Annotated in this window: 20 protein-coding genes; 14 read left to right on the plus strand and 6 right to left on the minus strand. The window is 70.6% G+C overall.

The features are described from left to right. The first annotated feature begins 35 nt into the window (after positions 1-35). From flgG to PY257_RS11490, 7 genes are read left to right on the plus strand one after another with little or no spacing between them, the layout of a single operon-like run. Positions 36-818 carry a flagellar basal-body rod protein FlgG gene (flgG, locus tag PY257_RS11460; protein WP_275741875.1) on the plus strand — a complete coding sequence of 261 codons (783 nt, stop codon included), beginning with the start codon at positions 36-38 and terminating at the stop codon, positions 816-818. Positions 819-839: 21 nt separating this feature from the next. Then, positions 840-1,520 carry a flagellar basal body L-ring protein FlgH gene (locus PY257_RS11465; RefSeq protein ID WP_275741876.1) on the plus strand — a complete coding sequence of 227 codons (681 nt, stop codon included), beginning with the start codon at positions 840-842 and terminating at the stop codon, positions 1,518-1,520. 19 nt (positions 1,521-1,539) lie between these two features. Next, on the plus strand, positions 1,540-2,682 hold the full coding sequence (locus PY257_RS11470) for a flagellar basal body P-ring protein FlgI (RefSeq protein ID WP_419095700.1): 1,143 nt from the start codon (positions 1,540-1,542) through the stop codon (positions 2,680-2,682). Between the two features lies 1 nt (position 2,683). Further along, complete coding sequence (gene flgJ / locus PY257_RS11475) at positions 2,684-3,562, plus strand: flagellar assembly peptidoglycan hydrolase FlgJ (RefSeq protein WP_275741878.1); 879 nt, start codon at positions 2,684-2,686, stop codon at positions 3,560-3,562. A 17-nt stretch (positions 3,563-3,579) separates the two neighbouring features. Next, the gene (gene flgK, locus PY257_RS11480) at positions 3,580-5,496 is read left to right on the plus strand and encodes a flagellar hook-associated protein FlgK (protein WP_275741880.1); all 1,917 of its coding nucleotides are present in this window, start codon (positions 3,580-3,582) and stop codon (positions 5,494-5,496) included. A gap of 30 nt (positions 5,497-5,526) precedes the next feature. Next, a complete protein-coding gene (flgL, locus tag PY257_RS11485; protein ID WP_275741882.1) occupies positions 5,527-6,750 on the plus strand; it encodes a flagellar hook-associated protein FlgL in 1,224 nt (407 codons plus the stop codon). A 12-nt stretch (positions 6,751-6,762) separates the two neighbouring features. After that, positions 6,763-7,989 (plus strand): HDOD domain-containing protein, encoded by a 1,227-nt coding sequence (locus PY257_RS11490; protein WP_275741884.1) that lies wholly within the window; start codon positions 6,763-6,765, stop codon positions 7,987-7,989. Positions 7,990-8,055: 66 nt separating this feature from the next. Here the strand turns inward: PY257_RS11490 and PY257_RS11495 are convergent, their stop codons facing one another. Next, on the minus strand, positions 8,056-9,477 hold the full coding sequence (locus PY257_RS11495; protein ID WP_275741886.1) for an aminotransferase-like domain-containing protein: 1,422 nt from the start codon (positions 9,475-9,477) through the stop codon (positions 8,056-8,058). 199 nt (positions 9,478-9,676) lie between these two features. Here PY257_RS11495 and PY257_RS11500 point away from each other — a divergent pair, with 199 nt between their 5' ends. The 5 genes from PY257_RS11500 to PY257_RS11520 all read left to right on the plus strand — a co-directional run bounded on the left by PY257_RS11500 (position 9,677) and on the right by PY257_RS11520 (position 14,367). Continuing rightward, positions 9,677-10,624, plus strand: coding sequence for a DMT family transporter (locus PY257_RS11500; protein WP_275741888.1), 948 nt, complete (start codon positions 9,677-9,679; stop codon positions 10,622-10,624). 47 nt (positions 10,625-10,671) lie between these two features. After that, positions 10,672-11,850, plus strand: a complete 1,179-nt coding sequence (locus PY257_RS11505; protein ID WP_275741890.1) for an aminotransferase-like domain-containing protein — start codon at positions 10,672-10,674, stop codon at positions 11,848-11,850. An 8-nt stretch (positions 11,851-11,858) separates the two neighbouring features. Next, positions 11,859-12,755 carry a PhzF family phenazine biosynthesis protein gene (locus PY257_RS11510; protein WP_275741892.1) on the plus strand — a complete coding sequence of 299 codons (897 nt, stop codon included), beginning with the start codon at positions 11,859-11,861 and terminating at the stop codon, positions 12,753-12,755. A 338-nt stretch (positions 12,756-13,093) separates the two neighbouring features. Then, complete coding sequence (locus tag PY257_RS11515) at positions 13,094-13,336, plus strand: hypothetical protein (RefSeq protein WP_275741893.1); 243 nt, start codon at positions 13,094-13,096, stop codon at positions 13,334-13,336. Positions 13,337-13,353: 17 nt separating this feature from the next. Beyond that, positions 13,354-14,367, plus strand: a complete 1,014-nt coding sequence (locus tag PY257_RS11520) for a threonine dehydratase (protein WP_275741895.1) — start codon at positions 13,354-13,356, stop codon at positions 14,365-14,367. 172 nt (positions 14,368-14,539) lie between these two features. Here PY257_RS11520 and PY257_RS11525 read toward each other — a convergent pair whose 3' ends face one another. Genes PY257_RS11525 through PY257_RS11540 form a run of 4 tightly spaced genes read right to left on the minus strand, consistent with a single transcriptional unit; the run spans position 14,540 to position 17,919 of the window. After that, positions 14,540-15,559, minus strand: coding sequence for an ABC transporter substrate-binding protein (locus tag PY257_RS11525; protein WP_275741897.1), 1,020 nt, complete (start codon positions 15,557-15,559; stop codon positions 14,540-14,542). Further along, positions 15,556-16,302 (minus strand): ABC transporter permease, encoded by a 747-nt coding sequence (locus PY257_RS11530; RefSeq protein WP_345799245.1) that lies wholly within the window; start codon positions 16,300-16,302, stop codon positions 15,556-15,558. The genes PY257_RS11525 and PY257_RS11530 overlap by 4 nt, the downstream gene beginning before the upstream one ends. 37 nt (positions 16,303-16,339) lie before the next feature. Next, the gene (locus PY257_RS11535) at positions 16,340-17,086 is read right to left on the minus strand and encodes an ABC transporter ATP-binding protein (protein WP_275741901.1); all 747 of its coding nucleotides are present in this window, start codon (positions 17,084-17,086) and stop codon (positions 16,340-16,342) included. Beyond that, entirely contained in the window at positions 17,083-17,919 is an 837-nt protein-coding gene (locus PY257_RS11540; RefSeq protein ID WP_275741903.1) for a creatininase family protein, read from the minus strand. The genes PY257_RS11535 and PY257_RS11540 overlap by 4 nt, the downstream gene beginning before the upstream one ends. A gap of 37 nt (positions 17,920-17,956) precedes the next feature. On the opposite strand from PY257_RS11540, the gene PY257_RS11545 reads away from it, so the two are divergent. After that, positions 17,957-19,108 (plus strand): ATP-binding protein, encoded by a 1,152-nt coding sequence (locus PY257_RS11545; RefSeq protein ID WP_275741905.1) that lies wholly within the window; start codon positions 17,957-17,959, stop codon positions 19,106-19,108. Between the two features lie 4 nt (positions 19,109-19,112). Here PY257_RS11545 and PY257_RS11550 read toward each other — a convergent pair whose 3' ends face one another. Beyond that, positions 19,113-20,435 carry an aspartate aminotransferase family protein gene (locus PY257_RS11550; protein WP_275741907.1) on the minus strand — a complete coding sequence of 441 codons (1,323 nt, stop codon included), beginning with the start codon at positions 20,433-20,435 and terminating at the stop codon, positions 19,113-19,115. A 347-nt stretch (positions 20,436-20,782) separates the two neighbouring features. Here PY257_RS11550 and PY257_RS11555 point away from each other — a divergent pair. Next, a partial coding sequence (locus PY257_RS11555) for a protein-disulfide reductase DsbD domain-containing protein (RefSeq protein ID WP_275741919.1) occupies positions 20,783-21,698 on the plus strand: 916 nt, incomplete at its 3' end.

A 21,698-nucleotide genomic window follows, 5' to 3' on the forward strand; every position in this document is an offset into this window, starting at 1 on the left:
CTCCCCATGACCGCTTTTCCCCATAGAGGCACCACATGATCAATTCGCTCTGGATCGCGAAAACCGGAATGGAAGCCCAGCAAACGCAGCTGGACGTCGTATCCAACAACCTCGCCAACGTATCCACCACCGGCTTCAAGCGCGGCAACGCCGTGTTCGAAGACCTGATCTACCAGAACCTGCGCCAGGTGGGCGCGAACACGAACGAGCAGGACCAACTGCCCACGGGCCTGCAACTGGGCCTGGGCGTGCGCACCGTGGCCACGACCCGCAACTTCACACAGGGCAGCCTGCAGCAGTCCAACAGCAGCCTGGACGTGGCGATGAACGGCAACGGCTTCTTCCAGGTCACCCTGCCCGACGGCACCTCCGGCTACACGCGCGACGGCTCCTTCCAGCTCAATGCCCAGGGCCAGCTCGTCACCGCCAACGGCCTGGCCGTCGCCAACGGCGTCACGATACCGCCCAACGCCACGAGCATCAGCATCAGCGCCGACGGCACGGTATCGGCCCTGCTGCCCGGCAACGTCGCCCCCCAGACCATGGGCACCCTGGCCGTGGCCAGCTTCATCAATCCCGCCGGCCTGGAGCCGCGCGGGCAGAACATCTTCACCGAGACCGCCGCCTCCGGCCAGCCCAACAACGGCACTCCCGGCACCAACGGGCTGGGCACGGTGATGCAGGGCTACCTGGAAACATCGAACGTCAACGTGGTACAGGAGCTGGTGACCATGATCCAGACCCAGCGCGCCTACGAGATGAATTCCAAGGCCGTGCAGACTTCCGACCAGATGCTCCAGAAGCTGGCCCAACTCTGAGGCCGCACCGGAGCCAACGCCATGCCACCGATTCTTCAGCGCCTTGCCTGCCTCGCCGCCGCGCTCTGCGCGGGCTGCGCCAGCCTGTCGCCGCCACCGCCCGTGGACGTGCTGCCCACCGCGCCGCCGGCGCTGCCCGCGACATCCAGCGCCGGCCGGCCCGCGAACGGCAGCCTGTTCCACCCGGCGCGCTACCGCCCGGTGTTCGAGGACGAGCGCGCCCGCTTCGTCGGCGATACGGTCACGATCCAGATCGTCGAGAACGTGACGGCCAGCCAGACCTCCAGTTCCACGGTAAACCGCAAATCCGACCTGTCGGCAGGCGTGACGGCCTTCCCGTACTCCTCGGCCTCGTCGCTGAGCAAGCTGTCGCTGGGCGCCAATTCGGCCAACGACTTCGAGGGCAAGGGCGGCACGCAGAGCGCCAACACCTTCTCGGGTGCAATCACGGCCACGGTGGTGGACGTGCTGCCCAACGGCCACCTGGTGGTCACCGGCGAGAAGCAGATCGGCGTGAACCAGAACGTGGACGTGCTCAAGTTCTCCGGCACCGTCAACCCGCGCAGCCTGCAGCCGGGCAGCATCGTCGCCTCGACCCAGGTGGCCAACGTGCGCGTCGAGTCGCGCGGGCGCGGCCAGCAGCAGGAAGCCCAGGTAATTGGCTGGCTCTCCCGGTTCTTTTTGAGCGTTCTGCCGTTCTGAATCCGGTCAGAATGGGGCCATGAACACCCTGATGCAGCACCCGCCGGCCTTCATGCGGGCACTCGCCGCCCTCGGCGCGCTGTGCCTGGGGCTGCTGGCGCCCGCCGCGCAGGCCATGCGCATCAAGGAAATCGCCGCCGTGCAGGGCGTGCGCAGCAACCAGTTGACCGGCTACGGCCTGGTCGTGGGCCTCGACGGCACCGGCGACCAAACCACGCAAATGCCCTACACCACGCAAAGCCTGTCGAACTACCTGCGCGAGATGGGCGTCACCCTGCCATCGGGCAATGGCGTCACCGCGCCGCAGCTCAAGAACGTGGCCGCCGTCATCGTCACGGCACAACTGCCGGCGTTCGCCCAGCCGGGCCAGATGATCGACGTGGTGGTGTCCTCCATGGGCAACGCCAAGTCGCTCAAGGGCGGCACGCTGATCGCCACCCCCATGCGCGGTGCCGACGGCGAGATCTACGCCCTGGCCCAGGGCAACGTGGCCGTGGGCGGCGCGGGCGCATCGGCGGGCGGCAGCAAGGTGCAGATCAACCAGTTGAATGCGGGCCGCATTCCCGAGGGCGCGCAGGTGGAACGCTCGGTGCCCACGCCGCTGCAGGACGGCGACAGCGTCACCTTCGGCCTCAATGCGTCGGACTTCCAGACCGCCAGCCAGATGGCGCAGGTCATCAACCGGCTCAAGGGCGGCGGCATCGCGCGCGCGCTCGACGGGCGCACCGTGCAGGTCCGCGCGCCGCAGGACCCGAGCGAGCGCGTGGGCTTCATCGCCCAGCTCGAGGAACTGCAGCTCGACAACCCCACGCCCGCCGCCAAGGTGGTGATCAACGCGCGCACCGGCTCCATCGTACTGAACCAGGCGGTGACGCTCGGACCCTGCGCCATCGCGCACGGCAACCTGGCCATCACGATCAGCTCCACGCCCGTCATCAGCCAGCCCAACTCGCTGTCCCAGGGCCAGACCGTGGTGGCGCAGCGCAGCGACATCCAGGTCAAGCAGGAGCCGGGCATCCTGCTCCAGATGCCGCCCTCGCCCCAGCTCGCCGACGTGGTGCGCGCGCTCAACAGCCTGGGCGCCACGCCGCAGGACCTGCTGGCCATCCTGCAAGCCATCAAGGCGGCCGGCGCACTCAACGCGGAGCTGGAGGTGATCTAGCATGGCCTTCTCGTCGCTGCCCTCCGCCTCCGACATCACGTCGGCCAATGCGCTGGCCGCGGATGCGAAGTCGCTCAACGCGCTGAAATACCAGGCCGGCGAAAACAACCCCGCAGCCCTCAAGGAAGCGGCCAAGCAGTTCGAGTCGCTGTTCATGCGCGAGCTGATGAAAAGCATGCGCGAGGCGACGATGAAGTCCGGCATGTTCGAGAGCGCGCAGGAAAACCTGGGCACCGACATGCTCGACCAGCAGTACGCGGTGCAGATGTCGGGCATGCCGGGCGGCCTGTCGGACATCATCGCGCGGCAGTTGTCGCAGCGCATGGGCACGGCACCTTCCACGGTACAGTTCGCGGCGGGCCAGTCCGCCAAGGCCGCTGCCGCCGGCCCGGCCATGCCCGTGAGCGGCGGCCAGAAGGACTTCGTGCAGCGCCACACCGATGCCGCCGCGCGCGTGGCGCAGGACAGCGGCATCCCCGCCAGCTTCATGCTGGGCCAGGCGGGGCATGAGACCGGCTGGGGCAAGAGCGAGCTCAGGAACGCCGACGGCAGCCCGTCGTTCAACCTGTTCGGCATCAAGGCCGGCGCCGGCTGGAGCGGCAAGGTGGCTGCGGTGACGACCACCGAGTACGTGGATGGCGTGGCGCGCAAGACGGTCGCCAAGTTCCGCGCCTACGACTCGTACGAGGATTCCTTCCGCGACTACGCACGCCTCATCAACGGCAGCCCACGCTACGCCGATGCGCGCGGGCAGACGTCTTCCGCCGGCGCCTATGCGGCAGCGCTGCAGAAGGCCGGCTACGCCACCGACCCGGCCTACGCGGCCAAGCTGGGGCGCGCCATCGCCAGCGCGCAGCGCGCCCAGGGCCTGCAAGCCTGACGAGGGAGCCCGGGACCATGAGCACCCTTCTCAACCTCGGAGCCCGCGCGCTGCTGGCCAACACGGCGGCGCTGCAGACCATCGGCCACAACATCTCCAACGCCAACACTGCCGGCTACTCCGTGCAGTCGGTGGTGCTGGCCACGGTGGCGGGCCAGTACACGGGCAGCGGCTATATCGGCTCGGGCGTGGAGGCCACGACGGTGAAGCGCAGCTACAGCGAGTTCCTCACGCGCCAGGCCGCGCTCACGCAGTCGATCGCATCCATGGACCAGGCGCGCTCCGACAAGCTGTCGCAGCTCCAGGACATCTTCCAGGCCGGCGACAGCGGCCTGGGCGCGGCGGTCAACAGCCTCCTCAATGCGTTCTCCGACCTGACCAGCGCGCCCACCGACCTGACGGCACGCAACGTGGTGCTCACGCGCGCCAACGAACTGGCCAGCATGTTCCAGTCTGCGGCGGCGCAGATCGCCGACACGCAGAGCGGCGTCACGCAGGAGCTGCAGAACTCCGTCTCGGCCATCAACACGCTGGCGAGCCAGATCGCGGCGGTCAACGAGCAGATCGCCCGCGTCACCGGCAACGGCCAGACGCCCAACGACCTGCTCGACCAGCGCGACCAGCTCATCAACGACCTGAACCAGTACGTGCAGACCAGCACCGTGCCCGCCGACGACGGCACGCTCAGCGTGTTCGTCGGCAGCCAGGCCCTGGTGCTGGGCAATACCGCCGCGCAGATGGCGCTCGTGGCCGACGGATACGGCAACCCCAATGCCCAGTTGGCCGTGCAGCGCGGCAGCGTGAGCAACGTGCTCGACGAGAACGCCCTGGGCGGCGGCTCCGTGGCGGGGCTGCTGAAATTCCAGCACAGCGACCTGCCCGAGGCGACCAACCTGCTGGGGCGCATGGCGCTGACGATCACCGAGGAAGTCAATGCCCAGCACCACATCGGCCTGACGCTCGACGGCACGCTCGGCGGCGACTTCTTCACGCCCCAGGCCCTGGCCAACGGCCTGGCCGCCTCGGCCAACACCGGCACCGCATCCGTGTCCATGAGCGTCGCTGACACTTCGATGCTCGTGGCGTCGGACTACCAGGTCGTCATGACCGGCGCCGCCTCGGGCAGCGTCGTCCGCAAGTCCGACGGCCAGGCCTTCGCCTTCACCGCGGTGCCGGTGCAGGTGGACGGGCTGCAATTTTCCGTCAGCGCGGGCGCCGCTGCGGGCGACTCGTTCCTCGTACAGCCCTATGCGAATACCGCGTCCGGCATGGGCACGGTGTTCTCCTCGCCGCGCGACCTGGCCGTGGCCAGCACCATCGAGCCGCAGATCGGCGCGGCCAACACCGGCAGCATGACCGTCACCGCGCTGCAGGCGCATGCCGGCGGCTTCGTCATGCCCCCGGTCGGCGGCGTGGCACTGACCTTCGCCGCCGGACCGCCATTGACCTACACCCTCACCGGATCAACCACGCCGCCCTCGGGCTTCACGGGCAACTACCTGTCGGGCCAGACCATCACCATCGACGGCTGGGACCTCACGCTCCAGGGCACGCCCGCCACGGGCGACACGGTGACCGTGCAGGACGCCCGTCCCGCCAGCGGCGGCACGGGCTACTACACGCTCAACGCCGGCAACGCATCGGCGCTCATGGGTCTGCGCGACAAGGCCGTCTTCGATGGCTCGCCGCTCTCCGACGGCTATGCGGGCCTGATCGCCCAGTTGGGTACGCGCACGCAGAGCGCCCAGTACGCCACGACCGTCTCGCAGACCATCGCCGCCAACACGGAGAGTTCACGCGCGGCCATCTCCGGCGTGAACCTGGACGAAGAAGCCGCCAAGCTGATCCAGTTCCAGCAGGCGTACCAGGCGTCGTCGAAGCTCATCCAGGTCTCGCAGAGCATTTTCGACAGCCTGATCCAGACCCTGCGCTGAATTGCGCGACACCGACCGAGGAGCTGCCCCATGGCCAATACGCGCGTAGGCACCTACAACGCTTTCGACAGCGCCGTGCGCAACATCAATTCGCGCTACGCGACGCTGTCCTCGCTGCAGGAGAACCTCACCTCGGGCAAGCGCGTGCTGCGCCCCAGCGACGACCCCACCGCCGCCGCGCAGGCCGAGCGGGCGCGCACGCGCATCGCGCGCGTGGAAACCGACCAGCGGGCGCTGGCGCTGCAGAAGGACTCCATCACCACGGCGGAATCGACGCTCGGCGAGGCCAACGACGCGCTGCAGAGCTTCCGCGAGCTGGTGGTGAGCGCGGGCAACGGCAGCTACAGCGCCACCGAGCGCGCCGCCATCCTGCAGCAGCTCACCTCGCTGCGCGACGAGATCTACGCGCAGGCCAACCGTTCGGACTCCAACGGCATTCCGCTCTTCAGCGGCCTGGGCAGCGCCGCGCCGCCCTTCACCACCATCGCCGCGGGCGTGCAGTACCAGGGCATCGGCGGGCAGAGTACGGGCAGCGCGGTGTCGATACCGTCCACCATCGACGGGGACGCCACCTGGATGAGCGTGCCCACGGGCAACGGCGTGTTCACCGTGGACTACGCCGCCACCAACACCGGAACTGCCTGGACCGACGTGGGCCAGGTCACCAACCCATCCGCCGTGACCGGCGACAACTACACGCTGCAGTTCTCGGTGGTCGCCGGGGTGACGACCTACACGGTGGTCGACAACACCACGGCCTCCGCGGTCGCCGGCGGCCCCTACACGGCGGGCCAGGCGATCGCATTCGACGGCATCTCCATCACCCCCAAGGGCGACCCGGCCAACGGCGACAGCTTCACCATCGCGCCGAGCCAGGCCAGCGACGTGTTCAGCGTCCTCGACAAGGCGATCGCCGGCATCCGCAACGCGGCCATCACCACGGGCACGGTATCGACCACCAACGTCGGCACGCTGACCCACGGCATCACGCAGGCGCTCACGCAGATCGACAGCGCCCTGCAGAGCATCCAGACGGCGCGCGGGATCGCGGGGGATCTGCTCAACCGCGCCGACCGCATCAACAACAGCCAGACAGCGCTGTCCGTCCAGCACGAGGCCGACCGTTCGCGCGTGGAAGACATGGACATGGTTCAGGGAATCTCCGATTTCCAGAACCAGCAGACCGGTTATTCTGCGGCCTTGCAATCGTATGCGGCGATCCAGAAACTGTCGCTGTTCAACTTCATCAGCTAGCGCCTTGAACGCATGGTCCAATCCGTCCTGGGGAGCCTGACCCTCGGCTACCGTCCTATCTGGAACCGCGCCCGCACCCTTGCGGGCGTTGAGCTTTTCGTGCAGGGCGATACCGCCGCGATGGAGGCGCCGCTGCTGCTGCGCACGCTGCAGGAGCTGTGGGACCACGACTCGCCGCCGCTGCTGCTGTCGCTGCAGTCGCCCGATCTGCTCGCCAACTGGCTCGACAGCGCGCCGGCCGATTCGCCCTGGATCGCGGTGCGCGACGACTGGCTCATCGACCCCGCCCTGGTGGGCAAGCTGCGCCGCGCCCGCGCCCGCGGGCTGCACCTGGTATGGCACGGCGACCTGGCCCACCTGCCCGAGCCCGAGCTGGCCGGCTGCTTCGAGAAGAGCCTGCTCAGCATGCAGCCCGAGGAAACCATGGCCGCGCTGCAGGCTGCGGGCGCGGCCAAGCCATCCGCGCAGGGCGCGCCGCAGCGCCCGAGCCCCGTGATCGAAGGCCAGATCTACGAGGACCTGGCCAGCCGCGCGCTGGTGGAGCACTGCCTGGACCAGAAGAACGCCTGGGGCGTCATCGGCTGGCCTGCCGACGATGTGCTCTACGCCTACCGCCACCAGCCGCCGCAGCCCGCGCACAGCGCCATCGTGCGGCTCATGAAGGCCATCGAGGCCGAGCAGCCGGTCGAGACCTTCGAGACCCTGCTCGGCGCGGACCCGCTGCTGGCCTACCGCTTCCTGCTGTTCACCAACTCCGCCGCGCTGGGCCTGCGCGCAGGCGTCGATTCATTGCGCCGCGGGCTCATGATGGTGGGCTACGGCACGCTCAGGCACTGGCTCGGCGACCAATTGCCGCAGGCCAGCGAGGACGCCAACCTGCGGCCCATCAGCGTCGGCATGGTGCTGCGCGGGCGGCTGACCGAGCATCTGCTCGAGGCTGGCGTGGAGCAGGACCTGCGCCGCGAGGTCTACCTCTGCGGCCTGTTCTCGCAGCTCGGCGACCTGCTCTGCGAGCCCGTGGGCGCATCGCTCAAGCGCCTGCCGCTGTCCGAGCGCATCTACGACGCCATCGTGCTGCACGCGGGCCCGTATGCGCCGAGCCTGGAGATGGCCTGCGCGCTCGAATCCGCCAACGCGCCGGCCATCCGCAAACTGTGCGAGACCCACGCGCTGGGCGCCGATGAGGTCAACCGCGCGCTGCTGCGCATGCTGGCCGGCCTGTCGGTGACAGATCTCTGATGCTCATTTTTTCATAGCTTTAATCGCAGGATTAACGGGCGCTGGAGCAACTTTTCTTTCAAGAAATCAGCGGCCTTGCGCGGCCACCAGCCGCCCATACACGCGCCAGAACGCCGCGTCCTGCGTGTTGGCGAAGTTGATGCGCATCAGCGTGCTGGGCTGGCGGCTGGCGCTGAACAGCGCGCCGGGCGCGAGCAGGTAGCCCTCGTCGAGCATGCGCTGGGCCAGCAGCTCGGTATCCACGCCCGTATCGACCCAGCCGAACAGGCCCGTGGGCTCGGCCACGAACGTGCAGCCGGCCTGGCGCGCCAGCCGTACGCTGCGCGTGCGCGCCTGGTCCAGCCGGGCACGGATGCGCTCGGCGTGGCGGCGCAGTTGGCCCTGGTCGATGCAGGTCGCGAGCGCGCGCTCCAGCAGCGAGGGCGTGGTCAGCGTGTTGAGCAGTTTGGTGTCGAGCAGCCGCTCCACCAGCGCGGGCGGCGCGGCCAGGTAGCCCACGCGCCAGTTGGGCGCCAGGATCTTGGCGAAGCCGCTCACGTAGATGGTGCGCGCGAGGCCGTCGAGCACCGTCATGCGCGTGGCGTGCTCGGGCGCGATGTGGCTGTAGGTATCGTCCTCGACGATGTGAAAGCCGTGCTCCTGGGCGAGCTGCAGCACGCGGTGCGCGCTGCCCGGCGACAGGCAGTAGCCCGTGGGGTTGTGGAACACGCTCACGCTCACGAACAGCTTGGGCGCGTGGGCCTCGCAGTAGCGCGCCATCACCTCCAGGTCCGGCCCGGCGGGCAGGCGCGGCACCGGCAGCACGCGCATGCCCAGGGCGTCCAGCCGCGCGAACTCCACCGACCAGCCGGGCTCCTCCACCATCACCGGGTCGCCGGGCTTGAGCAGCATGCGGCTCACCACGTCGAGCGCCTGCGTGGCGCCCACCGTGGTGATGATCTGCTCCGGCGCCGCTGGCACGCCCAGGTGCGCGAGCTTGCGCGCCAGCGCCTGGCGCAGCCCCAGGTCGCCCATGGGCTCGCCGTAGCGCAGCGACGCTTCTCGCAGCGCGCGCCCGCTCGTGGCCTTGCGCACGGCGCTAGCCATGAAGGTGTTGTCCAGCCACTCCAGCGGCAGCACGCCCGAGCCCGGCTGCGGCTTGTCCGACGCCTGGTGGAACATGCCGCGGATCAGCGCCGTGGCGTTGAACTGCGAGCCCGAGGGCAGCGGCTGCCCGCCGTCCGGCGCGGCCTGCGCCGGCCCGCGCGGCGCTCCCGGCGCGGCCTCGCGCACGAAGAAGCCACGCTGGGCCCGCGCCTCCACCAGCCCCTGCGCGAGCAACTGGTCGTAGGCCGCGACCACGGTGGACGTGCTCACGCCCTGCTGGCGCGCGCATTCGCGCACCGAGGGCAGGCGCGAGCCGTGCGCCAGCAGCCTAGAACGGATGCGCTCGGCAAACAGGTTGGCGAGCTGGTCGGTCAGGGACTGGGCGGTGGTGCGGGTCAGCATGGGTGGGACGTCGTTTTCTTTTCTGTAGGACTTACGCCAGCAAGAATGCTCCAGCAATTGCGTCCAAAGGACGGGCGTCTTGCCTGAACCCGCTTTGCGTCAGTCGTGTCTGTATCGGAAATGGAGCCAATACAGATGCATGAAGTGTTGCAGAAACTGTACTTGTTCTGTATCGCTACCGGACTTTAGAGTAGCTCCCATGAACTGGCAAGCCTCTCCCTCCGCGCCCCGCCGCCCCCTGCGCGTGGCGCCCCCCGCCCACGAGCGGCAGGGCCTAGCGCTGGGCCTGCTGGGCGTGGCGATCTTCGCGCTCACGCTGCCGATGACGCGGCTGGCCGTGGGCACGCCCGCGGCGCCCCAGATGTCGGGGTTGTTCATCGCCATGGGGCGCGCCGCCGTCGCGGGGCTGCTGTCGCTGGCGCTGCTGCGCGCCACCCGCGCGCCGCTGCCCCGGCGCGGCGACTGGCTGCCGCTCGCGGCCACGGCGCTGGGCGTGGTGTTCGGCTTTCCGCTGCTGACCTCCATCGCCATGCGCCACGTGGAGGCGGTGCACGCCAGCGTGATCGTGGGCCTGCTGCCGCTGGCTACTGCCGCCGTGGGTGCCGTGCTGCACCGCCAGCGCCCGTCCGCGGGCTTCTGGGCCTGCGCCGCAATAGGCGCCGCGCTGGTGGTGGCGTTCGCGCTGCTGCGCTCGGGCACGCAGGGGCTCGCCATCGGGCCGGCGGACTTGCTGCTGCTGGCCGCCATGCTGTGCGCGGCGATGGGCTACGGCTTTGGCGGCCAGTTGTCGCAGCGCATGCGCGCCGACGCGGTGATCTGCTGGGCGCTGGCGTTTTCGCTGCCACTCACCGTGCCGCTGGCCTGGGCTGGCCGCCCCGCCGTGGCAGTGCCGGCGGCGGCCTGGCTGGCCTTCGGCTACCTGGCAGTGTTCTCGATGTGGCTGGGCTTCTTCGCCTGGTACCGGGCGCTGGCCCTCGGCGGCACCGTGCGCGTGAGCCAGGTGCAGCTGGTCCAGCCCGTCCTGTCAATGCTGTTCGCCATTGCGCTGCTCGGCGAATCGCCGGACGCCGCTACCATGGGCTTCGGCCTGGCCGTGATCGCCACCGTGTTCATCGGCAAGAGAATGCCGGTTCACGCCGCGCACTGACACGCCCCTGCCTCCCTTTTCCCGCCCGAACGAAAGAGACCCTCACCATGCATTGGACCCTGGCCCGCCGCGCCGAGAAAATGAACCCGTCCGTGATCCGCGAGATCCTGAAGGTGACCGAGAGGCCCGGCATCATCAGCTTCGCGGGCGGACTGCCCTCGGCCAAGACCTTCCCCGTCGATGCCTTCGCCGCAGCCGCCGCCAAGGTGCTGCGCGACGACGGCCCCGCCGCGCTGCAGTATTCGGCCAGCGAAGGCTACCGGCCCCTGTGCGAGGCCGTTGCCGCCTGGCTGCCGTGGGATGTCAACCCCGACCAGGTACTGATCACCACGGGTTCGCAGCAAGGGCTGGACCTGGTGGGCAAGGTGCTGATCGACGAAGACAGCCGCGTGCTGGTGGAAACGCCAACCTACCTCGGCGCCCTGCAGGCGTTCGCGCCCATGGAGCCCAGCGTCGTGGGGGTGGACGGCGACGACGATGGCGTGGCCATCGGCGACTTTGCGGCCAAGGCCCCGGGCGCCCGCTTTTTCTACGTGCTGCCCAACTTCCAGAACCCCACGGGGCGCACCATGGGCGAGGCGCGCCGCGCCGCGCTGGTGGAGCGCGCCGCCGCGCTGGACGTGCCGCTGGTGGAAGACAACCCCTACGGCGACCTGTGGTTCGACGCGCCGCCGCCCGCACCACTGGCCGCGCGCAACCCCGACGGCGCCATCTACCTCGGCAGCTTCTCCAAGGTGCTGGCGCCGGGCCTGCGCCTGGGCTACGTCGTGGCGCCGCGCGCCATCCATCCGAAGCTGCTGCAGGCCAAGCAGGCCGCCGACCTGCACACGCCGGGCTTCAACCAGCGCGTCGTGGCCGAGGTGATCAAGGATGGCTTCCTCGACCGCCACGTGCCCACCATCCGCGCGCTCTACAAGCAGCAGCGCAACGCCATGCTGGGCGCGCTGGAGCGCGAGATGCAGGGCCTGGGCATGCAGTGGAACCAGCCCGCCGGCGGCATGTTCCTGTGGGCGCGGCTGCCCGAGGGCGTGAGCGCCGTCGACCTGCTGCCCCGCGCCGTGGAGCGCGGCGTGGCCTTCGTGCCCGGCGCGGCGTTCTACGCCGCCGGCGGCGACGCGCGCACCCTGCGCCTGTCGTTCGTGACCGCCAGCGCCGACGAGATCGACACCGGCATCGCCGCGCTCGCGCAGGCCCTGCGCGAGCACCTGGCAACCCTGCACGCCTAGAGCCCCATATGCCCGCGCCACGCCCTTTCAAGCAGGTCGACGTCTTCACCCGCCGCGCCGGCTGGGGCAACCCGCTGGCCGTGGTGCTCGACGGCACGGGCTTGGACGACGCCGCCATGCTGCGCTTCGCCCACTGGACCAACCTGTCGGAAACCACCTTCGTGCTGCCGCCCACCCAGCCCGGCGCCGACTACCGGGTGCGCATCTTCACGCCCGGCGGGGAACTGCCTTTCGCCGGCCACCCCACGCTGGGCACCTGCCATGCGTGGCTGGAGGCCGGTGGCCAGCCGCGCCAGCCCGGCGCCATCGTGCAGGAATGCGGCGTGGGGCTGGTGCGCATCCGCCACGGCGCCGGCGGGCAGGAGCCGCGCCTGGCTTTCGCCGCCCCGCCGCTGGCGCGGGAGAACCCCAGCCCGACGCTGCTCGCGCGCGTGGCCCAGGCCCTGGGCCTGAAGGCCGGACAGGTGCGCGCGGCGCAGAACCTGACCAACGGCCCCACCTGGCTGGGCCTGCTGGTGGACAGCGCGCAAACGGTGCTGGCCTGCGCGCCCGATTTCATCGCCCTCAAGAACCTGGGCGTCAATGTGGGGCTGGCGCACGTGGATGCTGCGGCAGCAGCTACTGATTCGATAGCAAGCGGCGAGCCCGCCGTGACCGTGCGCGCCTTCGTGCCGCTAATAGGCGTGCCCGAGGACCCGGTGACCGGCAGCCTCAACGCCAGCCTGGCGCAGTGGCTCATCGCCGACGGCCTGGCACCCGCGCGCTACCTGGCCGCGCAGGGCCACTGCCTGGGCCGCGCCGGGCGCGTCGCCATCGAGCGCGACGCCGACGGCCAGGTCTGGGTCGGCGGCGCCGTGGTCACCTGCATCGACGGCAGCGCCATGCTGGAAACCCGGGGCGCCTAGTGCAGTGTTCGATGCTTGGCGGCGCCAATAAAAGCGATGCGTTTTGGCGCAGGGCAAGGCGCAAACCGCAGCGATAGCCGTCGCTATCGCGAGGATTTGCAACGCCGCCATGCGGCAAAAGGCGCGGTTTTATGTGCTGTTTAGCGTTGAACACTGCACCAGGATGCAACACCCCCGAAGCGCCTGCGGCGCCTCCCCCCTCAAGGAGGCGATACCAGCGGCCCGGCAAAGCCGGTTCCGCGGTATCCCTGGCATGGCCTGCTCCGCGGCCTCTCGAACCGCTGCCTGCGAGCCGGTTCATGGGCTGCGGGTGGCGCGCAGCGCCGTGGACAACTGACATGCCGGCCCCGCACGACCTGGCCCTGTTCACGCGCGCGGCGCTGGTGCTGGCGCAGAGCCTGCAGCTCGGCGCCATCCAGATCGCCGTGAGCGGCGCGGTGAACTGCGCGCTGGTGCTGGGCGCGGCGCGCATCACTGCCTTTCTCTCGCGCAGCGAGGGCTGGCTGCGCGCGCAGCGCTACGTGATGGGCAGCGTGCTGGCCGCGCTGGCGCTGCGCATCGCCCTGGCCGAACGCAAATGACAACCCCAGGAGCCTCCATGCAGTTCACCCGCGACGAGATCGCCGACGCCCAGCGCACCGTGTACGCCGCGCTGCCGCCCACCCCGCAATATGCCTGGCCGCTGCTGGGCCAGGCGCTGGGCGCCACGGCGTGGGTCAAGCACGAGAACCACACGCCGGTGGGCGCCTTCAAGATCCGCGGCGGGCTCACCTACTTCGCGGGGCTGGCGCGCACGCAGCCCGCAGTGCGCCACGTGGTCAGCGCCACGCGCGGCAACCACGGCCAGTCGGTGGGCTTCGCGGCGCGCCGGCACGGCTTGGCCGCGACCATCGTGGTGCCGCACGGCAATTCGACCGAGAAGAACGCCGCCATGCGCGCCCTGGGCGTGCGGCTGGTCGAGCACGGCGACGACTTCCAGGCCGCCAGCGAGCACGCCGCGCGGCTGGCGGAGCATGAGGGCCTGCACCGCATCCCCTCCTTCCACCGCGACCTGGTGCGCGGCGTGGCCACGGCCTACGTGGAGCTGTTCGAGTCGCTGCAGCGCCAGGGCGAGGCGCCGCTGGACGTGCTGTACGTGCCGATCGGCCTGGGTTCGGGCTTCGCGGGCGCGGCGGCGGCGCGTGCGCACTGCGGCGTGGCCACGCGACTGGTCGGCGTGGTGTCGGCCCATGCCACGGCGTACCTCGATTCGTGGCGCGCCGGGCGGGCCCTGGATGCGCCGGTCAGCACCCGGCTGGCCGACGGCATGGCCTGCCGCACGCCCGTGCCCGAGTCGCTGGAGGTGCTGCGCCGCGAGGCCGACGACGTGGTGGCCGTGACCGACGCCGAGGTGGCCGCCGCGATGCGCCTGCTCTACACCGCCACCCACAACGTGGCCGAGGGTGCCGGCGCCGCCGCGCTGGCGGCGGCGATGCAGCAGCGCGGGCGCTGGCAGGGCCGGCGCGTGGGCGTGGCGCTGACGGGCGGCAACGTGGACGCGGCCACGATGGCCGGCGTGCTGGCGGGCGGCGCCGCTGCCGATGCCGAACCCGCCGTGTGCATGCCCGCATGAGCCCCCGCCCGGCCACTCCGAAGGAGGCTCGCACCGCGGCGCGCGGCGCGCGGTGCGGAGGCCATCCGATGACCGCCCTTCTTCGCTTCCGCCTTCCTCATCGGCCTGGTCTTCAACGCTGCGGCACCGCAGGCATTGGCGGGCCTGCGCGCCTTGCTGGGCGCGCTGGGCGCTACCTGCCCGCCGTGAGCCGCTTCTTCACGTCCAGCCCCAGGCCCTGGTTCACGAACCGCGTGGTGGCCACCTTCGACAAATCCACCTCGCCCGCCTTGTACAGCCCGGCCTTGACCATCTTGGCGTAGAAGTCGGCGATGCGCGCGGGATCGATGGCGCCGATGCCCTTGGCGAGCGCCTCGCCGCTGTCCACGATGCCGAGCTGCTTGATCAGCTCGCGCGAGCCGTCGAGGTTGGCGTCGCTCAGGTCGGGGTTGGCCTGCTGCATCAGCGCGTTGGCGGCCTTCGGGTCGCCGTAGAGGTAGCCGTACCAGCCGAGGATCGAGGCTTCGACGAACCTGCGCACGGTCTCGGGCTTGTGCTCCACCGTGTCGGTGCGCGCCTCGATGGTGGTGCTGTAGGTGCTGTAGCCCTGGTCGGCCAGCAGGAAGATCTGCGGCGCGAAGCCGCCCTGCGCACGCACGGCCAGCGGCTCTTCCACGGCGTAGCCCTGCTGGATGGATTGGGGGTTGGCGAGGAAGGGGCCGAGGTTGTAGACGTAGGGCCTGAGTGCCTCGTCGCGGAAGCCGTATTCGGCCTTCATCCACTGCCAGAAGCTGAACTGCGCGTCCTTGGCGATGAAGGCCACGGGTGCCTTGGTCAGATCCTTGAAATTCGCGTAGCCCTGGCCGGGGTGGGCGAAGATGGCTTGCGGGTCTTTCTGGAACATGGCCGCCACGACGATGGTGGGCACGCCGTTCTTCACGTTGTCGAAGCTGTGCAGCAGGTTGCCCGTCATCAGGAAGTCGATCTTGCCCGCAGGCAGCAGCGGCCGGTTGTTGACCTGCGGGCCGCCTGGGCGGATTTCCACGTCCAGGCCGTAGCGCTTGTAGGTGCCGTCGGCCAGCGCCTGGTAGAAGCCGCCGTGCGCAGCCTGCGCCTTCCAGTTCGTGGCGAAGACAATTTTTTCCTGAGAAAAAACGGCTGTAGCGCTTATAAATAAAGCGGCGGCAGCTATTGATTTGAGAGCATTCTTCACAGGCCATCTCCAGGTCGGGTTTCCGATTCGTGCCAGCGCCCAAGCAAGGCGCGCGCCAGCAGCCCCAGCGTGGCGTGGATCAGCACGCCGGTCAGCGACACCAGCACCAGCGCCGCGTACATGCGCGGGATCTCGGTGCGGAAGCTGGCCTCCAGGATGCGCGAGGCCAGGCCCGTCTCGCGCCCGGCGGCGCCGGCGGTGAACTCCGCCACCACGGCACCGATCAGCGCCAGCCCGCCGGCCACGCGCAGGCCCGCTATGAAGTACGGCAGCGCCGAGGGCACGAGCAGCCGGCACAGCGTCTGCCAGCGACTGGCGCGGTAGAGCCGCAACAGGTCGCGCAGGTTGCGGTCGGCGCTCTTGAGTCCCGTGGCCGTGCCCACGAGGATGGGAAAGAACGCCACGATCCACGCGCACAGCAGCAGCGCGGCCAGCGTGTCGTCCACGTAGATCAGGATCAACGGCGCGATGGCGATCACGGGCGTGACCTGCAGCACCACGGCGAACGGGTACAGCGCGCGCTCCACCCAGCGGCTCATGGCGAACAGCACCGCCAGCAGCACGCCGCCCGCCACCGCCAGCAGCAGCGCCAGCCCGGTGACCTTGACCGTGAACCACCAGCTCGGCAGCAGGCTGCCGAGGTTGGCCCATAGCGTGGCGGCCACCAGCGTGGGCGCGGGCAGGATGTAGGGCGGGATGCGCTGCATGCGCACCACCGCCTCCCAGGCGGCGAGCGCAAGCATGAGTGACGCCCATGGCACCAGCCATCGCAGCACCGCCTTACGCATCGGTGGCCTCGCGCAGCGCGCCGGAGACCTGCGCGCACCAGGCCGCGTAGCGCGGCGTGGCGCGCAGGGCATCGGTGCGCGGGTACGGCTCGTCGATGGCGATGTCGGCCACCACGCGGCCCGGGCGCGCGGCCATCACCACCACGCGCTGGCTCAGGTACACCGCTTCGAACACGCTGTGGGTCACGAACAGCGCCGTGAAGCCCTGCGCCTGCCAGAGCGCGAGCAGTTGGTCGTTGAGGCGAAAGCGCGTGATCTCGTCGAGCGCGGCGAAGGGCTCGTCCATCAGCAGCAGCCGGGGCCGCGTGACCAGGGCGCGGGCGATCGAGGCGCGCATCTTCATTCCGCCCGACAGCTCGCGCGGCCAGGCGCGGGCGAAGCCTTCGAGCCCCACGGTGCGCAGCGCGGCGTGCACGCGGGCTGCGCATTCGGCGCGCGGCAGGCCCGCGAGTTCGAGCGGCAGCGCCACGTTGGCGGCCACGCGCGCCCACGGCATCAGCGTGGGCTCCTGGAACACGAAGCCGGTGCCGGCATCGCCGGGGCGCCGCAGCGTGCCGGCGCCGGGGGCATCCAGCCCCGCCGCCATGCGCAGCACCGTGCTCTTGCCGCAGCCCGAGGGGCCGAGCAGGCTGACGAACTCCCGCGCGCCCACGGCGAGGGAAAAATCGGAAAGCGCCAGCGTGCCCGAGGCGTAGCGCTTCTCCACGCCCTCCAGCGCGAGCAAGGGCGGCGCTGTCATGCGCCCAGGTCTGGCTGCTCCACCAGCGTGGCCAGCGGCACCTGTGCCACTTCGGCCAGCAGCAGCGCGAGCTGCCCGGCGGCGGCCTGCACCACGGCGCGGCCCTTTTCCGCGGTGGCGGCGGCGGCATTGCCTGCGGCACCCGCCGGGTGGTAGTCCTGCATCTGCCACCCCAGCTTGGCGCTCCTGCCGTTGCCCAGGATGGCAAAACGCTGGGCGCGCTGCTCGGAACTGGTGTGGAAATCGCGCGCCTGTTCCATGTCGACCCGCGCCGGGTCGAGCGCCAGCATCATCGACGTCTCGATGTCGCCCGCGTGCATGCCGAAGCGGTGCTCGTGCGCGCTGAAGAGGCCCTGCACATCGTCGGGCAGCGGCAGCGCGAACCAGCTCGTATGCCACACCATCAGTTCGCAGCGCCTGCGCAGCTCGCGCGCCACGATGTCCATCGCGCTGACCTGGCCGCCGTGGGTGTTGAACAGCACCAGCTTGCGCACGCCCGCGCGGGCGACGCATTCGCCGATCTCGGTCCACAGCGCGAGCAGCGTGGCGGGCGAGAGCGTCAGCGTGCCAGGAAAGCGGATGTGCTCGGGGCTCAGGCCGACCTGCTGCGCGGGCAGGAACAGCACCGGCAGGTCCGCGGGCAGCAGCGGCAGCGCAGCGGCGACGATGCCCTCAGCCAGCGTGGCGTCCACCGACAGCGGAAGATGCGGCCCGTGCTGCTCCACCGCGGCCACGGGCAGCACGGCCACCACGTCCTGCACACGGCCCTCGGCCTGCAGGCAGGCGAAGTCGCGGGTCGTCAGGTCGGCCCAGAAGCGGGAGGGGAGGGTCATGGGCGCCATCTTAGTTCGCCGCTGTTGTTCTGCCGCCATGGTTCCTCGCGACATCGCCCCGCTGGCCCAGCAACTGGCGCGCCAGTACCCCGTGCTGACGCTGACCGGCCCGCGCCAGAGCGGCAAGACCACGCTGTGCCGCGCCCTGTTCCCCGACAAGCCCTACGCCACGCTGGAAGACCCGGACACGCGCCGCTTCGCCAGCGAAGACCCGCGCGGCTTTCTGGCCGGCTTCCCCGATGGCGCCATCCTCGACGAAATCCAGCGCGCGCCCGAGCTGCCCTCGTACCTGCAGGCCATCGTCGATGCCGACACCACGCCGGGCCGCTTCATCCTGACCGGCGGCCAGCAGTTCGAGCTGATGTCGCAAGTCAGCCAATCGCTGGCGGGCCGCACCGCCGTGCTGCGGCTGCTGCCGTTCTCGCTGGCCGAGACGGCGCGCGTCCATGCACTACCCAGCCTGCCCCAAGTGCTGCTGGCGGGCTTCTATCCGCGCATCCACGACCGCGGGCTGGACCCTTCGCAGGCGCTGGGCGACTACTTCGCCACCTATGTCGAGCGCGACCTGCGCCAGCTCGCCGCCGTGCACGACCTGCAGCGCTTCGAACGCTTCGTGCGCCTGTGCGCGGGGCGCGCGGGGCAGTTGCTCAACCTCTCCAGCCTGGGCAGCGACGCTGGCGTGTCGCACGCCACCGCGCGCGCCTGGCTGGATCTGCTGCAGACCAGCTACATCGTGCACGTGCTGCCGCCCTGGTTCACCAACACCTCCAAGCGCCTGGTCAAGAGCTCCAAGCTGTACTTCCACGACGTGGGCCTGGCCTGCTGGCTGCTGGGCCTGCGCACGCCCGAGCAGGTGGCGCGCGACCCGCTGCTGGGCGGCCTGTTCGAGAACCTGGTCGTGATCGACGCGCTGAAGACGCGCTACAACCGGGGCGAGAACGGCGAGATGTACTTCTACCGCGACGCCGCCGGCACCGAGGTGGATCTGCTGCTGCCCGCGGGCCGCCGGTTCGACGCGGTGGAGATCAAGGCCGGCGCCACCGTCAACCCCGATTACTTCCGCGGCCTGGCAGCCTTCGCCAAGACGTTTCCCGAAGCGCTGGCCGGCGCCAGCGTGGTGTTCGGCGGCGACGGGGCACAGGCGCGCAGCGACTGGCCGGTGCGGAGCTGGCGGGCGCTGGCGGGCTGAAAACTCACTCCCGCGCCGGCAGCACCGCCTCGTGCCGCGCCACGGCGGCATCGACGGCGGATACGAGCTCGTCGACCTCGCTGTCGCCCCAGGGCAGCGAGAGCGCCATGAGGCCGCGGTGCGCGATGTAGACGCCGCGCTCCAGCAGCTCGAAGAACAACAGTGTCTTGGCGCGCGCGTCCTCGCCCTGCAGGTCGGCGCGCGTGCGCACCGGGCCGGCCACCGCGTGCAGGTTCATCAGCGAGCCCATGCCGCTGCAGTGCAGCGCCACGCCGCGGCGCGCGAACAGGCCGTTGAGCCGCTCGCGCAGCAGCTCGCCGCGCAGGTTCAGGCCGCTGATCGCGTCGGCGGTCAGCACGCGCGCCAGGCCGGCATAACCCGCGGCCATGGACAGCACGTTGTTGTTGAAGGTGCCCGCGTGGGCCAGGGCGTCGGGGCGGCGCGGGTCGAAGCGCTCCATGACGTCGCCGCGCCCGCCGAAGGCACCGAACGACAGGCCGCCGCCAAAGTATTTGCCCAGCGTGGTGAGGTCGGGGGTGATGCCCAGGGCGCCCTGGCGCCCGCCGAAGGCCAGGCGCGAGGTCATCACCTCGTCGAACACCAGCAGCGCGCCGCAGTCGTCGGCCAGCGCGCGCAGGCCGTGCAGGAAGTCCGGCTCGCCCGGGATGCAGCCGCCCGAGCCCTGCATGGGCTCCACGAGGATGGCGGCGAGGCCGTCCGCGTGGCCCAGCGCGAGCGCGCGCGCGGCCGCCAGGTCGTTGTAGGGCGCGCGCACGAATTCGTGCGGCACGTTCAGGGGCATGGCGGCGGCGGTGAAGGAGAGCACGCCGCCGTGGTAGGCGCCGTCGAACACCATGATCCTGCGCCGGCCCGTGTGCACCCAGGCGGCGGCCAGCGCGAGCAGGTTGGCCTCGGTGCCCGAATTGGTGAAGCGCAGCAGCTCCATCGATGGGAAGCGCCGCTGCACCTCCAGCGCCAGCAGGGGCTCATGCTCGTTGTGGGCCGACAGGCTCAGGCCGTGGCGCAGCGCGGCCTCGATGGCGCCGCGGATGATGGGGTTGGAATGGCCGTACAGGCCGGCGGTGAACTCGCCCAGGGCGTCGAGGTAGCCATGCCCGTCCACGTCCCACAGGCGGCAGCCGTCGCCGCGCGCCATGACCACGGGGAACGGGGGGTAGAACAGCACGCTGCGCGTGTTGCCGCCCGGCATGGCCCGCTGCGCCTCGCGCAGCCGCGTGGCGCTGCGCGGGTGACGCGCGGCGAAGCGGGCGGTCGCATCGGCGAGCGCGCCGGCGATGTCGCGCGCGGCAGTGGGGGCGGCACGCATGCAATGTTCTCCTGTGCGTCGTTGTGCAAAGGTTCTAAGCAACACATGTGCCACCCATGCGCGACAGGAGGGTGCCGCGCCCGGCCCCGCGGCGGATGCGGATATTCCCGCAGGTGCGCCGCACATCCGCCACGGCGTTGCCGCTGGGGGTTGGTTGGCTACCATCGGCCCATGCCCCTCGACCTCCTCCGCCGGGACCGCCCCCGGTACGCGCGCTGCGCCACCGGTAACGCGCCTGCGTCCCAAGGCGGCCTGGCGCCAGGCTTGGCCTGACCGTCTGCCACCAGCGCCGCCCGGAACTTACGCCCCCAGGCGCGCCTCCCACCATGCCGACCATGGCCGCACCGATGCCCTCCCGCCCCATTCTTCGCACCCTTGCGACTATCTTTTTGATAGCTGCCAGCGCAGTATTTACAAGCGCTGAGGCCCAAAATCTTCCACAAACCTCCACCACCGGCAGCGTGGTCACCACGGCGCACGTGCGCGCCGAACTCGTGGCCCAGGCGCCCGACGGCGTGGCCCCGGGGCAGCCGTTCTGGGTCGGCCTGCGCATCGAGCACCAGCCCGAATGGCATACCTACTGGAAGAACTCCGGCGACTCGGGCCTGCCCACCGAGCTGGCCTGGACGCTGCCCGCGGGCATCGACGCGGGCGAGATCGCCTGGCCGCTGCCGCGCAAGATCCGCATCGGCAGCCTGGTCAACTACGGCTACGAAGGTACGCTGCTGCTGCCCGTGCCGCTCACGGTGTCGCAGCAGTACAGGCCGCCGCGGGTGGACGGCCTGGGCAACGGCGGCGCCGTGGTGGAGGTGCGGCTGCAGGCCGCCTGGCTGGTCTGCCGCAAGGAATGCATTCCCGAGGAAGGCAGCTTCGCGCTGCAGGTGCCGGTGCGCGGCTCCACCGCGCTGCACCACGCGGACTTCGACGCCGCACTGGCCGCGCAGCCGCAGCCACTGGCCGCCGAAGGCGCGCAGGTCCGCGTGGACGGCCAGCGCCTCGCGCTGCGCGTGCCCGGCCTGCCCGCCGCCGCGCAGGGCCAGCGGCTCGACCTGTTCCCTGAAACGCCCGAGGTGATCGACAACGACGCCGCGCAGGGCAGCGGCTGGCCGCAGCAGTGGCAGGACGGCGTGTGGACCGCCGAGGTGCCGCTCTCGCCGCAGCGCACCGACAGCCCGCAGACCCTGCCGCTGGTGCTGGCCGTGCGTGGCGCGGGCGCCCAGGCCGCCGCGTGGCGCGTGGTGGCGCCGGTCGACGGCCCCTGGC

Source organism: Curvibacter soli, from assembly GCF_029211125.1.
GTDB classification, from domain to species: domain Bacteria; phylum Pseudomonadota; class Gammaproteobacteria; order Burkholderiales; family Burkholderiaceae_C; genus Curvibacter_A; species Curvibacter_A soli.

Bases quoted from the DNA above. Each gene is read 5' to 3' on its own strand.
- PY257_RS11540 (WP_275741903.1), bottom strand. From the start codon at position 17,919: ATGACCCTCCCCTCCCGCTTCTGGGCCGACCTGACGACCCGCGACTTC.
- PY257_RS11515 (WP_275741893.1), top strand. From the start codon at position 13,094: ATGCCGGCCCCGCACGACCTGGCCCTGTTCACGCGCGCGGCGCTGGTG.
- PY257_RS11530 (WP_345799245.1), bottom strand. From the start codon at position 16,302: ATGCTTGCGCTCGCCGCCTGGGAGGCGGTGGTGCGCATGCAGCGCATC.
- PY257_RS11505 (WP_275741890.1), top strand. From the start codon at position 10,672: ATGCATTGGACCCTGGCCCGCCGCGCCGAGAAAATGAACCCGTCCGTG.
- flgG (WP_275741875.1), top strand. From the start codon at position 36: ATGATCAATTCGCTCTGGATCGCGAAAACCGGAATGGAAGCCCAGCAA.
- PY257_RS11495 (WP_275741886.1), bottom strand. From the start codon at position 9,477: ATGCTGACCCGCACCACCGCCCAGTCCCTGACCGACCAGCTCGCCAAC.
- PY257_RS11520 (WP_275741895.1), top strand. From the start codon at position 13,354: ATGCAGTTCACCCGCGACGAGATCGCCGACGCCCAGCGCACCGTGTAC.
- flgJ (WP_275741878.1), top strand. From the start codon at position 2,684: ATGGCCTTCTCGTCGCTGCCCTCCGCCTCCGACATCACGTCGGCCAAT.
- PY257_RS11510 (WP_275741892.1), top strand. From the start codon at position 11,859: ATGCCCGCGCCACGCCCTTTCAAGCAGGTCGACGTCTTCACCCGCCGC.
- PY257_RS11535 (WP_275741901.1), bottom strand. From the start codon at position 17,086: ATGACAGCGCCGCCCTTGCTCGCGCTGGAGGGCGTGGAGAAGCGCTAC.
- flgL (WP_275741882.1), top strand. From the start codon at position 5,527: ATGGCCAATACGCGCGTAGGCACCTACAACGCTTTCGACAGCGCCGTG.
- PY257_RS11545 (WP_275741905.1), top strand. From the start codon at position 17,957: ATGGTTCCTCGCGACATCGCCCCGCTGGCCCAGCAACTGGCGCGCCAG.
- flgK (WP_275741880.1), top strand. From the start codon at position 3,580: ATGAGCACCCTTCTCAACCTCGGAGCCCGCGCGCTGCTGGCCAACACG.
- PY257_RS11470 (WP_419095700.1), top strand. From the start codon at position 1,540: ATGAACACCCTGATGCAGCACCCGCCGGCCTTCATGCGGGCACTCGCC.
- PY257_RS11550 (WP_275741907.1), bottom strand. From the start codon at position 20,435: ATGCGTGCCGCCCCCACTGCCGCGCGCGACATCGCCGGCGCGCTCGCC.
- PY257_RS11490 (WP_275741884.1), top strand. From the start codon at position 6,763: ATGGTCCAATCCGTCCTGGGGAGCCTGACCCTCGGCTACCGTCCTATC.
- PY257_RS11465 (WP_275741876.1), top strand. From the start codon at position 840: ATGCCACCGATTCTTCAGCGCCTTGCCTGCCTCGCCGCCGCGCTCTGC.
- PY257_RS11500 (WP_275741888.1), top strand. From the start codon at position 9,677: ATGAACTGGCAAGCCTCTCCCTCCGCGCCCCGCCGCCCCCTGCGCGTG.